Source organism: Streptomyces sp. NPDC051136 (assembly GCF_044455745.1).
Lineage (GTDB): Bacteria > Actinomycetota > Actinomycetes > Streptomycetales > Streptomycetaceae > Streptomyces.
Genome location: NZ_JBITFE010000001.1, coordinates 591744 through 604363 on the forward strand (window position 1 = coordinate 591744; position 12620 = coordinate 604363).

At 74.4% G+C, this 12620-nt stretch carries 10 protein-coding genes; 2 read left to right on the forward strand and 8 right to left on the reverse strand.

Annotation, left to right across the window (positions count from 1 at the left end; translation table 11 throughout):
- Positions 1-117: 117 nt before the first annotated feature.
- Both ACIBCJ_RS02565 and ACIBCJ_RS02570 read right to left on the reverse strand, forming a co-directional pair.
- Complete coding sequence (locus tag ACIBCJ_RS02565) at positions 118-1749, reverse strand: glycerol-3-phosphate dehydrogenase/oxidase (protein ID WP_362503542.1); 1632 nt, start codon at positions 1747-1749, stop codon at positions 118-120.
- Complete coding sequence (locus ACIBCJ_RS02570) at positions 1746-2363, reverse strand: TetR/AcrR family transcriptional regulator (RefSeq protein WP_365978718.1); 618 nt, start codon at positions 2361-2363, stop codon at positions 1746-1748. The genes ACIBCJ_RS02565 and ACIBCJ_RS02570 overlap by 4 nt, the downstream gene beginning before the upstream one ends.
- Positions 2364-2434: 71 nt before the next feature.
- Between ACIBCJ_RS02570 and ACIBCJ_RS02575 the strand changes: the two genes are divergently transcribed.
- Positions 2435-4033: an FAD-binding oxidoreductase gene (locus ACIBCJ_RS02575; RefSeq protein WP_365978717.1), complete on the forward strand. Its 1599-nt coding sequence runs from the start codon at positions 2435-2437 to the stop codon at positions 4031-4033.
- 72 nt (positions 4034-4105) lie between these two features.
- Positions 4106-4987: a YegS/Rv2252/BmrU family lipid kinase gene (locus tag ACIBCJ_RS02580; RefSeq protein WP_365978716.1), complete on the forward strand. Its 882-nt coding sequence runs from the start codon at positions 4106-4108 to the stop codon at positions 4985-4987.
- Positions 4988-5041: 54 nt separating this feature from the next.
- Here ACIBCJ_RS02580 and catB read toward each other — a convergent pair whose 3' ends face one another.
- The 6 genes from catB to ACIBCJ_RS02610 all read right to left on the reverse strand — a co-directional run bounded on the left by catB (position 5042) and on the right by ACIBCJ_RS02610 (position 12606).
- Positions 5042-7321: a catalase CatB gene (gene catB, locus ACIBCJ_RS02585; protein ID WP_362092427.1), complete on the reverse strand. Its 2280-nt coding sequence runs from the start codon at positions 7319-7321 to the stop codon at positions 5042-5044.
- A gap of 130 nt (positions 7322-7451) precedes the next feature.
- Positions 7452-7679 carry a hypothetical protein gene (locus ACIBCJ_RS02590; RefSeq protein WP_362092430.1) on the reverse strand — a complete coding sequence of 76 codons (228 nt, stop codon included), beginning with the start codon at positions 7677-7679 and terminating at the stop codon, positions 7452-7454.
- 163 nt (positions 7680-7842) lie between these two features.
- Complete coding sequence (locus ACIBCJ_RS02595) at positions 7843-9735, reverse strand: DUF2264 domain-containing protein (protein ID WP_365978715.1); 1893 nt, start codon at positions 9733-9735, stop codon at positions 7843-7845.
- Positions 9732-10763, reverse strand: a complete 1032-nt coding sequence (locus ACIBCJ_RS02600) for a hydroxyacid dehydrogenase (RefSeq protein ID WP_365978714.1) — start codon at positions 10761-10763, stop codon at positions 9732-9734. Before ACIBCJ_RS02600 ends, ACIBCJ_RS02595 begins: the two co-directional genes overlap by 4 nt.
- Positions 10760-11623, reverse strand: a complete 864-nt coding sequence (locus ACIBCJ_RS02605) for a carbohydrate ABC transporter permease (protein ID WP_133884841.1) — start codon at positions 11621-11623, stop codon at positions 10760-10762. Before ACIBCJ_RS02605 ends, ACIBCJ_RS02600 begins: the two co-directional genes overlap by 4 nt.
- Positions 11620-12606, reverse strand: coding sequence for a sugar ABC transporter permease (locus ACIBCJ_RS02610; protein ID WP_362092441.1), 987 nt, complete (start codon positions 12604-12606; stop codon positions 11620-11622). Before ACIBCJ_RS02610 ends, ACIBCJ_RS02605 begins: the two co-directional genes overlap by 4 nt.
- Positions 12607-12620: the final 14 nt, after the last annotated feature.

Below are 12620 nucleotides of genomic sequence, written 5' to 3' on the forward strand. Positions count from 1 at the left end.
CCCGCCCCTCCGGGCGCCCGCCGCACCGGCCGGCTCCGCCCGGCCCGACCCGCCCGGCTCGACGCCCCAGCCCGCGAGCCGGGCGGGTCCGGTGCGGGCCGGATCCGGCGGCCGGCTTCAGCCGTGTCCCGCCGCGGCGGAGCCGGGGGCCGCCGCGTTCCCGCCGGCCCCAGCGGTGTCACCGTGCTCACCGACGAGGGCGCGTACGGCGCTCAGGGCCGCCGCCCGGTCCTCGGGGACCAGGCCGATGCGGGTGCGGCGGTCGAGCAGGTCGGCCTCGTCGAGGGCGCCCTCGTGGCGCAGCGCCCAGACCAGTTCGGCGCCGGTGACCGGGTGGCCGGGCAGGACGCGTTCGGCGAGGCGGGGATCCCGGGTGGCGAGTGCCTGGACGGCCGGGGCCTCGGTGCCGTAGAGGCGGATCAGGCGGCGCGGTGCCCGCAGCGCCGACAGGGCGGGCGGGGCGGCGGCGCCGACCAGGGGCAGCGCGGCGGTCGGGGACGGTCCGGCGGCCAGACCGCGGGCGGCGACGGCGGCGTCCACGGCGTCCTCGGCCATGCGCCGGTACGTGGTGAGCTTGCCGCCGACCACCGTGATCACACCCTCGGAGGAAGTGAGCACGGCGTGCCGGCGCGAGACGTCGGCCGTGCGGGGGGCGGCGCCGGGCCGGTCCGCCGGAGTGGTGTCGAGCAGCGGGCGCAGTCCCGCGAAGGCGCCCACCACGTCCTCGCGGCGGACCGGCACGTCCAGCACCGAGCCGAGCACGTCCAGCAGGAAGCCGATGTCGGTCTCGGGCACCTCCGGCACGTCCGGGACGTCCCCGTCCACCGGCTCGTCGGTGAGGCCGACGTAGACGCGGCCGTCGCCCTGGGGCAGGACGAGGACGAAGCGGTTGGTCTCCCCGGGGACCGGTACGTGCAGACCGGCCGGGAGCGGACCGAGGTGCTCGGAGCGCAGGACGAGGTGGGTGCCGCGGGAGGGGCGGACCCGGATGCCGTCCACGAGCCCGCCGGCCCACACCCCGGAGGCGTTGACCACCGCCCGGGCCCGGATCAGCCCCTCCTCGCCGGTCAGCTCGTCGCGCACCCGGGCACCCGACCCGGTCAGCTCCAGCGCCCGGACCCGGGTCAGGATCCGCGCGCCGCGGTGCGCCGCGGTCCGGGCGAGGGCGGTCACCAGCCGGGCGTCGTCGGTGAGCCGGCCGTCCCAGGAGAGCAGGCCGCCGCGCAGCCGGTCCGCGCGCAGTGCCGGGGCGAGGTGCCGGGTCTCGACGGCGGACAGGCGCCGCGGCGCGGGCAGTGTGGCCCGCGCGGTGCGCGCCGCGAGCCGCAGGGTGTCCCCGGCCCGGAACCCCGCCCACGCCAGTGCGCCCTGGGCGCGGGAGACCAAGGGGGTGAGCGGCAGCACGAACGGCTGTGCCCGCACCAGGTGGGGCGCGGTGCGCTCCATCAGCACACCGCGCTCCACCGCGCTCTCGTGGGCCACGTCGAGCTGGGCGGAGGCGAGATAGCGCAGGCCGCCGTGGATGAGCTTCGAGCTCCAGCGGGAGGTACCGAAGGCCAGGTCGTGGGCGTCCACGGCGGCCACGCTCAGACCCCGGGCGGCGGCGTCCAGGGCGGCGCCGGCGCCGGTCGCGCCGAGACCGACGACCAGGACGTCCACGACCGGGCCGCCGACGGTGCCGGTCAGCTCGCGCGAGCGCCGGGCGGCGGACAGGGAGGCCCCGGCGGCGGGGCTGCTGGTGGGGCTCATGGCGTGAGGGTCCTCTCCAGGACGGTGCGCAACTCGGCGAGGAGGGCGGCGGGGGACAGGTCGGCGTCCTCCTCTTCGGTCATGGTCCGCAGCGACAGGGCGAAGGACTGCACGACCAGCAGCACCGACCGGGCCTGGCGCCCGGTGTGCACCCGGCGGACCGACCCGTCGGCGTGGCCCTCCGCCAGCGCGTCGGCCAGCAGCCCCAGCAGGGCCTCCTGGCTGGCTCCGCGCCGGTCCAGGACGTAGGGCAGGAGCAGCTCCGGGTCGACGTCGACGATCTTGCGGAAGAGGGGGTGGGCGCGGAACGCCTCCACCCCGGCCACCAGCCCCTCGACGATGCGCGAGCGGGTGCCGGTGCCCTGCGCGGGAGCGGGCATCGCGCCGGTCGCCACCGCGATCCACTCCCGGGTCATCAGGTCGCCGACCAGGGACCGGACGTCCGGCCACCGCCGGTACAGCGTCATCCGGGAGACGCCGGCGCGGCGGGCGACGTCGGTCATCGTGGTGCGCCGCACCCCGACCGCCATCACGCAGTCGCGCACGGCGTCCAGCACCGTGTCGTTGTCCGAGGGGTTCTGCCTGCTCGCATGGTTGTGACGTTTAGGCGTCATGTGTAACAGTGTAACGCCCAGTGGGGCGGTGCGTACGGCATCCCTCGAAGCGACCGTGAGGACGACAGGCCATGGACATGCTGTGGAACGGCTGGGGCGACCCGGCCAGGGCGACGTCGCTGCCCGACACGGTGACCGGACTGCTGCGCGAGCTGCTCGGCGTCAAGCCCCGCGAGACCGCCGCCCTCCCGCTGGCGGGGATCGACGTGCCCGACTCGCCGCTGGACGCGCAGGCCCGCCGCGCGCTGGAGGCCGCCGTCGGGGACCGTGCCGGGGACGTGCGCACGGACGCGGAGAGCCGCATCCGGCACACCCGCGGCAAGTCCACCCCGGACCTGCTGCGGATGCGTACCGGTGACACCGCCGACACCCCCGCCGCCGTCGTCCTGCCGGACGGCCACGACGAGGTGCTGGCCGTCATGGCGGCCTGCGCGGAACACGGGCTGGCCCTCGTGCCGTTCGGCGGCGGCACCTCCGTCGTCGGCGGCCTCGCCCCCGAGCGCGACGGGACGTTCGTCGCCCTCGACCTGCGCCGCATGAACCGCCTGCTCGACCTCGACGAGGTCTCCCGCACCGCCACCCTCCAGCCCGGCCTGCGCGCTCCACAGGCGGAGGCACTGCTCGCCGAACACGGCTACACCCTCGGCCACTTCCCCCAGTCCTACGAGTGGGCCACCATCGGCGGCTTCGCCGCGACCCGCTCCAGCGGACAGGCCTCCGCCGGGTACGGCCGCTTCGACGAGATGGTCCTCGGCCTCACCCTCGCCACCCCCGCGGGCACCCTCGACACGGGCCGCGCCCCGCGCTCGGCCGCCGGACCCGACCTGCGCCAGCTCGTCCTCGGCTCGGAGGGCGCCTTCGGCGTCATCACCTCCGTCACCGTGCGCATCCGGCCGGTACCGGAGGTCCGCCGCTACGAGGGCTGGCGCTTCGGCTCCTTCGACGAGGGCGCCGCCGCGCTGCGCCGGCTCGCCCAGGACGGCCCCCGCCCCACCGTGCTGCGCCTGTCCGACGAGACCGAGACGCTGATCGGCCTCGCCCAGCCCGACGCCATCGGCGCCTCCCTCCAGCAGCAGGACGCCGGATGCCTCGCCGTCGTGGGCTTCGAGGGCACCGAGGAGGACACCGCGTACCGCCGCGAAGGGGCCGCCGCCGTCCTGCGCGAGAGCGGCGGCACCTTCGCGGGCGAGGAACCGGGTGAGCGCTGGGCCCACGGCCGCTACTCGGCGCCGTACCTGCGCGACGCCCTGCTCGACACCGGAGCCCTCGCCGAGACCCTGGAGACGGCCGCCCGCTGGTCGCACCTCCCCGCCCTGTACGCCGCCGTCCGCGAGGCGCTCACCGGCACGCTCACCGGGGCCGGCACCCCGCCCCTGGTCATGTGCCACATCTCGCACGTCTACGAGAACGGCGCCTCCCTGTACTTCACGGTCGTCTCCGCCCAGGGCGAGGACGCCGTGGCGCACTGGACCCGGGCCAAGCACGCCGCCAACGACGCGATCCTCGCCGCCGCCGGCACCATCACCCACCACCACGCGGTGGGCACCGACCACCGCGACTGGTACGTACGGGAGGCCGGCCCCCTCGGCGTCGAGGCCCTGCGCGCCGTCAAGCGGAGCCTGGACCCCGCCGGGCTGCTCAGCCCGGGCGTCCTGCTGCCCGCGGACTGACCCCGCCCGCCCGGCGCCCCCACCCCCGTGAGACAACAGTCCGGCACCACCCGTCAGCCCGGAGGCACATCGATGCGACAGTTCACCGCCGTCGTCAACCCCACCGCGGGCGGCGCCACCTCGGCCGCCGCACTGCTCGGGGTGGCCCGGCTGCTGCGGCAGGCGGGGGCCGCGCTGGAGACCGAGTACAGCCACAGCCTCGCGCACGCCCGCGCACTCGCCCGGGAGGCGGGGGAGCGGGGCCGGGTGGTGCTCGCCGTCGGCGGCGACGGCATGGCGGGCGGCATCGGCGGCGCCCTCAGCGGCACCGACGCCGTGCTCGGGCTCGTCCCGGCCGGGCGCGGCAACGACTTCGCCCGGGCGCTGGGGCTGCCCACCGAACCGGCCCCGCTGGCCGAGGTACTGCTGCACGGCGAGCCCCGCCCGGTCGACACCGTCGAGGTCACCTCCGCCGTCCACGACCGCACCGTCGTCCTCGGCAGCGTCTACGCCGGTGTGGACGCACTCGCCAACCGGCACGCCAACACCACGCGCCTGCTGCGGGGAGCCGCCTCCTACTACGCCGGGGCGGTCCGGGCCGTCGCGGGCTGGCGCGCCACGCGCTACCGGGTCACGGTCGACGGCGAGGAGCACGCCTTCACCGGCTACACGGTGGTGGCCGCCAACTCCGGCTACTACGGCTTCAACCGCCTCATAGCCCCCTCCGCGCGCGTGGACGACGGCCTGCTGGACGTGGTGATGATCCACCGGGCGCCGCGCCGGCTGTTCTTCGCCCTGATGAACGAACTGGCGACGGGCGCCCACGTCCGCCGTCCCCAAGTGCGCGTCCTGCGCGGCCGGGAGGTCCGCATCGAGGCGGACCGGGCGATCCCCTACGGCGCGGACGGCGAGGTCGAGGCCGTCGTGCCCGTCACGGCCAGGGTGCTGCCCGGCGCGCTGCGCGTCCTGTGCTGAACACACCGCGGGGCCGGACGCCCGTACTGGCGTCCGGCCCCGCGGCCCGGTGGATCAGCCCCGCGGCGTGGTGAAGCGTTCCCACACGCGGTGCGAGCCCATCAGCTCCGTCACCTGCTCCAGGGCGGCGGTGCCGGAGTCGGCGACGATCACACCCGGAGCGTCGGTGGGCACACCCGAGGCCTCCAGCGCCGGCGTGCCGCCCGCCCAGACGCCGATCGCCTTGCCGTGCCGGAACGCCTCCGACAGCAGCAGGCTCACCCGCGGGTCGACCGCCCCCGGCCCCGCGGGCGCCGGGCCCGCCTTGTAGTCCCGCGGAGTGTAGGCGTCACCGCCCATGTCGGGCGTCCCCGCGACCAGTACGGCGTCGAACTCGACGGACCGCGCGGTGACATAGCTGCGCTGCACGGTCAGCGCGGCGTCGCCGGAGCCGAGGGTCCCGCCGGTCGGCGCCACGATCAGCGGCACCATCCCGGCGTTCAGCACCGCCTCCCGTACCGCGCCCACGCCCTCCAGGTCGGCCCCGCCGGTCACGATGCCGACGACCCTGCCGTCCAGCGGCCAGACACCGCCCACCTGGGACAGCGCCGGGCTGGGCTCGACGTCGGCCAGGGGCACCGTCGGCCCCGGGGCGGGCAGGCCGAGGCCCTCGGCGACGCCCGCGCACAGCTCGGGGTCGATGTTGGCCAGGACCTGGAGCGTCCGTTCCCGGATGGCCTGCTCGTAGCACTTGCCCAACTCGAAGGTGTAGGCGCCGATGATGTGCTCGCGCTCCACCGGGCTCATGCTGAGCCAGAACCGGCGCGGCTGGCTGAAGTGGTCCGCGAACGACTCAGGAGCCTCCCGCACCTTCTTCGACTCCGGCACCCGCACGGGCGCCTCGACGAAGGCGCTCATGTCCGCGCCCGCGGTGAAGGGGCAGCCGCCGTCGAGGGAGTTGGGCCGGTAGGGCGCCACGCCCCGGTGCACGGCCGTCTGGTGCATGCCGTCGCGCAGCATGTCGTTGACCGGCGCCTGCGGCCGGTTGATCGGCAGCTGCGGGAAGTTGGGGCCGCCCAGACGCGTGATCTGCGTGTCCAGGTACGAGAACAGCCGCCCCGCGAGCAGCGGGTCGTCGGTGACGTCGATACCCGGCACCAGGTGCCCGACGTGGAACGCGACCTGCTCGGTCTCGGCGAAGAAGTTGGACGGGTTGCGGTTCAGCGTCAGCAGCCCGACCGGCTGCACCGGCGCCAGTTCCTCGGGCACGATGTTGGTCGGGTCGAGCAGGTCGATGCCCTCGAAGGTCTGCTCCGGGTTGTCGGGGAACGTCTGGATGCCCAGTTCCCACTGCGGGTACGCGCCCGCCTCGATCGCGTCCGCCAGGTCCCGGCGGTGGAAGTCGGGGTCGACGCCGTTGATGATCTGCGCCTCGTCCCAGACCAGCGAGTGCACGCCCAGCTTCGGCTTCCAGTGGAACTTCACCAGCGTCGTGGCGCCCTCCGCGTTCACCAGCCGGAAGGTGTGGACGCCGAAGCCCTCCATCATCCGGTAGGAGCGCGGGATGCCCCGGTCGCCCATGAAGAAGAGGGTGTGGTGGGTCGCCTCGGTGTGCAGCGAGACGAAGTCCCAGAAGGTGTCGTGGGCGCTCTGCGCCTGCGGGATCTCCCGGTCCGGGTGCGGCTTCGCGGCGTGCACCACGTCCGGGAACTTGATGGCGTCCTGGATGAAGAAGACCGGGATGTTGTTGCCGACCAGGTCGAAGACGCCCTCGCTGGTGTAGAACTTAGTCGCGAATCCGCGCGTGTCGCGGACGGTGTCCGCCGACCCGCGCGAGCCGACCACCGTGGAGAACCGCGTGAACACCGGCGTCTCCACGTCGGCGGCCAGGAACCCGGCCTTGGTCACCGACGCGGCCGTGCCGTAGCTCTGGAACACTCCGTGCGCGCCGGCGCCCCGGGCGTGCACCACGCGCTCCGGGATGCGCTCGTGGTCGAAGTGCATGATCTTCTCGCGCAGGTGATGGTCCTGCAGCAGGACGGGACCGCGCGGCCCCGCCTTCAGCGAGTGGTCGGTGTCGTACAGCCGCGTCCCCTGAGCGTCCGTCAGGTAGGCGCCGGACTGCGCCACCCGCGCCTGGTCGGCTCCCGTGGGCTGACCGGTCGGTGACACCGTGTCCGGACCGCTCTGGTCCGGCTTCGGGGGCAGCGGCTCGCGGGGCTCGGTGGGTTCGGCGACGGAAGGCGACTCGGGGCCGGGCCGGCCGGGGATCCCGTCCGGCGGTCCGCCGGCCTCGCCGTGCAGACCCTCCGTCACCTTGTGGACTGCTCGCTTGAGGGGATTGGCCTCGCTCATCGGCCTTTCTCCGTTTCTGGGCGGGCCGCTGCTCGCGCCCGATCGTGTTCGAGTACCGACTGCCGTGGTGGGGCCGTGACCGCGTACCCAGCGTTCGGGAGTCAAGGCATGGGAAAGGAGGGGGCCGGGCTCAGGTGATGGTCTGCCCGTCGTGGATGCCGCCCCGGCAGAGTTTCGTGAACGAGCCGGTTCCCTCCCCGTCCGCCGAGACGATGATCAGTCCGCCGCCCTGGATGCACTCGGCCGCCGTCACCTCGCCCGGGAGCCCGGGGGCGCGGAGCACCGCCGCATCCGCCCCGGCGGCGCACAGCATCCACACGGCGAGGGCCGCGATCACGGTGCAGGAGGTCTTGCGCATGGGAACGGCTCCTTCTCACGGGTGCCGTCCCAGCGTCACCGGCACGGGTGCGGCGCGCCACCGGGGGCGGGCGTGCGGGGGAGCGGCGCCGCCCGGGAGCGGACAGCGGGAAGGGCCCCGCCCGCGGCCACGGATCGGAGCCCTCCCGTCGCGGGGACGCCCCCTAGCCCTCCGTGTGCGTCACCCCCACCGGTCCGAACGAGACCCGGGTGCGGGCGCCGCCCGCCCAGACCACCTCGACGCCGTCCTCGCCGGGCACCACCTCCCTCACCGCGGCGGCGGCCGGGGCGCCCACCGGTTCCCCCGTCAGCGCGGCCAGGCCGACGTGCACGGTGGTGCCGCCCGCCGCGCCGGACAGCCGGGGCAGCTCCGCCCACGGCACGTACGCGGTGCCCTGCGGGGCACGCACGGTCTCCGTTTTGGGCTCCCAGCCGTACAGGCCGTGCAGCGTCGAGGTCAGCGGCTCCTCGGGGCCGGTGGCCCACCCGGTGTGCGTGACCCGCGCTCCGGCCGGCGCGCCGACCACCCGGTGCACCCGCAGCTCGTACGGTCCCCGGGCCACGGTCACGCTCTCCACCCGCAGCCCCGGCACCATGGGCGGCCCGTCCGTGAAGACGGGCCGGTGCCAGGACGCCGCCCAGCCCCAGCCGTCGCCCTGCCCCGCGCCCAGCGGCCGGACGCGGCGCCGCACACTGGACCGGCCGTTCACCTCGACCGACAGGTGGTTGTCGGCCACGTTGTGCCGGGCCGTGGGACCCGTCCGCGTCGAGTAGGCCTGCCGCCCGTAGTGCGGGTCGTCCTCGGCGGCCGACTCGCCCTCGTGCGGCCGGACGTGGTCGCTGCCGTGGTTGTGCAGCCGTACGATTCCGTCGCCGCTGGTCGCCTGCACCAGCAGCCCCGGCGCGGTCAGCGCCAGGACCCGGTCCGCCTCCTCCACTGGCGCGGCCTCCTCCGCCGCCGTCCACAGCGGGTGCTGCGCCGGGGCGAGGAGGGACACGAACGCCTTCGACGCCCAGTACGGGGAGGCCGGACCCGAGTACTCCTGCAGGGTCGCCTCGTGCGGGCCGTACCAGCCCAGGCTCAGCAGCCCCTCGTCCGTCAGCGCCCCGCGGTCCACGAAGTACCGCAGGCTGCCGCTCACCAGCCGCCGCGAGGCACCCGGCGTCAGCGGCGTGTGCCCGGTGAGGGCGCCCAGGCCCACGGCCGCCGACGCCGCGAAGCGGTAGGTGAGCGAGCGGCCGAAGTGCAGCGGTGCCCCGTCGGCCCCGAACATCAGGGCGAAGCCGTCGAGGTGGGCCCGCAGCCGGCCCCCGTACCGGGCGAGGGCGTCGGTGTCGCCGCCGAGGTGGGCGTCGAGCACCGGGTAGAGGTGCAGGGCCCACCCGTTGTAGTGGTCGAAGGCGCGTCCGTCGCCGTCGGCGTACCAGCCCTCGCCCCGGTACCAGCCCTCCATCAGCTCCAGCGCCCGCTCCCGGGCCGCGGCCGTCTCGGCGTCGCCCCGGCCGACGGACTCCAGGAACCCGGCGACCGTGTAGGGGAACAGGTACCAGTTGTTGGGCGCCGGCACGTGCCGCAGCGCACCGCGCAGCCACTCCTCCACCCGGTCCTGCACGCCGGAGTCGAGGTGCTTCCACAGCCACGGCGCGGTCAGCCGCAGCCCGAGCGCCACCGACGCCGACTCCACCATGGGCTGGCCCTGCACGTCGTGGTCGAGGATCACCGGCCAGGACTCGGTGTCGTCCCGGCCGGGGGTGAGGGTGCCGGCGGCGAGACCCTCCGCGTAACGGTCCAGCCAGCCGCGGGGGTCCGCGCCGCCCGCCCCGGCGACCCGGAAGCCCGCCGCGAGGAACGTCCGCGCGAACCCCTCCAGGCCGTCGGAGCGCACCCCCGAACGCGAGGGCCGGCCCGGCAGGTCCAGCAGCGCGCGGCCGGGGGTGCTCCAGCGCCACGCGGCCCACAGCAGCCCGTCCGCGACGGCCTCCCAGTGGGCGCGGGTGTAACCGGTGTACGAGCTCGACGCACGGTCCTCGGAGGGCAGTTCGAACGGGATGCTCATGCCAGGAACGCCAGCCTTTCGCGTCGTACGGGATGGAGAAAGCCGGAACCGGAGGCCCAGCGGGTCGTCTCGGCGAGGGCGAGGTCGGCCAGCCGGCGCCACTCGTTGCCCTCGGAACCGGCGAGGTGCGGGGTGATCAGGGCGTTCTCGCAGTCCCACAGCGGGTGGTCCGGCGGCAGCGCCTCGGGGTCGGTGACGTCCAGCACGGCCCGGATGCGGCCGGCCACGACGGCGTCGGTGAGCGCCTCCTGGTCGATCACCGCCCCCCGGGAGGTGTTGATCAGCACCGCGTCGGCGGGCATCGCGTCGATCAGCGGACGGCTCACCAGACCACGGGTCGTGGGCAGCAGCGGGGTGTGCACGCTGACGGTGTCGCAGCGCGCGAACAGCTCCGGCAGCCCCACCCCCTCGACGCCGAGGCCGGCCGCCTCCGCGTCGCTCACGAACGGGTCGTGCAGCAGGATCTCGACGTCGAGCGGCCGCAGCAGCTCGACGACCCGGCGGCCGATCAGCGAGGCGGACAGGACGCCCACCGTGCGGCGGTAGTTGCCGACGCCGCGCGAGGTGCGCAGCCAGTCGCCGCGCGTTCGGGACACCCGGTAGTCACGGGCCCGCTCCAGCACCCGCTTGCCGCTCAGCAGGATCATGCCGAGGGTGTACTCGGCCACCGGCAGCGCGTTGGCCGCGGCGGCCGAGGAGACCTCGATCCCCCGCTCCCAGCACGCGTCCGTGACGTGCCCGCGGACGCTGCCGGCCGTGTGCACCACGGCCCGCAGCCGGGGCGCCGACCGCAGCACCTCCGCGTCCAGCGGCGGACAGCCCCACCCGGTGATCAGCAGCTCCACGTCCGCCAGCACGGATCTCGCCCGCGCCGTGGTCAGGTCGTCGAGCACCGGGAACGGCGCCAGGTCGCACACCCGGCGGAACGCGGCCCGGGACTGGGGATCGAGGACGGCCGAGGCGGCGTCCGGGGACATGGCCACGGCGGCACGGGGCCGGCGGCCGGGTCCTGGGTCGTGCACGGTCACTTGACGGCTCCGGCGGTCAGGCCGCTGCGCCAGAAACGCTGGAGCAGCACGAAGGCGAGGATGAGCGGCAGTACGGCGAGCAGTGAGCCCATGATGACCACGGGGTAGTACTCGGGCGACACGGAGGCCGAGCTGTTCCACTGGTACAGGCCGAGACTGACGGGATACAGATCCTGGTCGGACAGCATCACCATGGGCAGGAAGAAGTTGTTCCAGATCGCGGTCAGCTGGAACAGGAAGACGGTGATCAGACCGGGTCCGAGCATCCTGAACGCCACCCGGGCGTAGGTGGTCAGCTCGCCGGCCCCGTCCACCCGGGCTGCCTCCAGCACCTCGTCGGGGACGTAGCCCCGGGCGAAGATCCGGCCGAGGTAGACACCGAACGGATTGAACAGGACCGGGATGAACACCGCCCAGAAGGTGTTGACCAGGCCCGCCTCGGACGCCATCAGGTACAGCGGCAGCGCGAGCACCGTCTGCGGCACCATCACCGCCGCCAGCACCAGGCCGAACAGCTTCTCCTTGTGCCGGAAGCGGTACTTGTCGAAGGCGTAGCCGCAGGCCACGCTCACCAGCGCGCCGACGGCGGCGCCGATCACCGCGTACAGCAGGCTGTTGACGTACCAGCGGCCGTACAGCCCGCCGTCCATGGCGAAGACGTCCCGGAGGTTCTGCAGGAGGGAGAAGTCGCTCAGGGACAGCAGGTCACTGCTGAACAGCGCGTCGCGGTTCTTGGCCGAGGCCAGCACCAGCCACAGCACCGGCAGCAGCGTGTAGAGGACGGAGACGGCGACGACGACGTTGACCGTTGCCCTCCCCAGCAGCCTCGGGCGGAGCAGGGAGCTGTCCGCGGCGCTCATCGGGCCTCCTCGGAGTCGGTGCGGCTGGTGAAGCGGGTGACGCCGTAGGACAGGGCGATGGTGCACACCAGCAGGACCACCGAGGCGGCCGCGGCGAGGCTGTAGTTGTTGCGCGTGAAGGCCGCGTCGTAGATGTACATGCTGGGGGAGAAGCGCGAGTTGATCATCGGCGAGGACTGGCTGAGCAGCATCGGCTCGGTGAACAGCTGGAGCGCCCAGATCAGGGTGAAGATCGAGACCATCACGAGGGAGGACCGCACCAGCGGCGTCTTGACCTGGAGCGCGGTGCGCACCGGCCCCGCGCCGTCCACGACGGACGCCTCGATCACCTCGCGGGGCACCGCCTGGAGGGCGGCGTAGAAGACCACCATGTTGTAGCCGAGGTTGCTCCACAGGGCGATGTTCACGATGGACGGGACGACCGTGTGCACGCCCAGGAAGTCGATCGTGATGTCGCCCTTGGCGAACAGCTCGATCACCGGACTGATGCCGGGCGTGTACAGGTAGAGCCAGATCAGCGCCGCGATGATGCCGGGCACCGCGTGCGGCAGGAACAGCCCGAGCTGGGCGAGGCCGCGCAGCCGGACCACGCCGGAGTCCAGGAGCAGGGCGAGGGCGAGTGCGCCGAGGACCATCAGCGGGATGTAGATCAGGCAGTACAGGGCGACCGTGCCCAGCCCGCCGAGGAAGGTGGGGTCGGTGAGGACGGCGGCGTAGGAACGCAGCCCGACGAAGACCGTGCGTTCGGGGCCGAAGCCGAGGCCGGGCTGGTCGTCGCTGAAGAAGCTGAGGTAGACGGCGGTGCCGACGGGGATCAGGAAGACGGTGACCAGCAGGGCGAAGAACGGCGTCATCAGGACGCCGGCGGCGGTCAGTTGACGGCGCTTGGCGGCTCTTCGGGCCCGCAGGCCCGCGGCCGAGGGGGCCGGGGAGGCGGCGCGGGCGGCGCCGGCCGGCACCCGTGAGTGGGTGGTCGTGGTCATGGGTGTGTCACCTG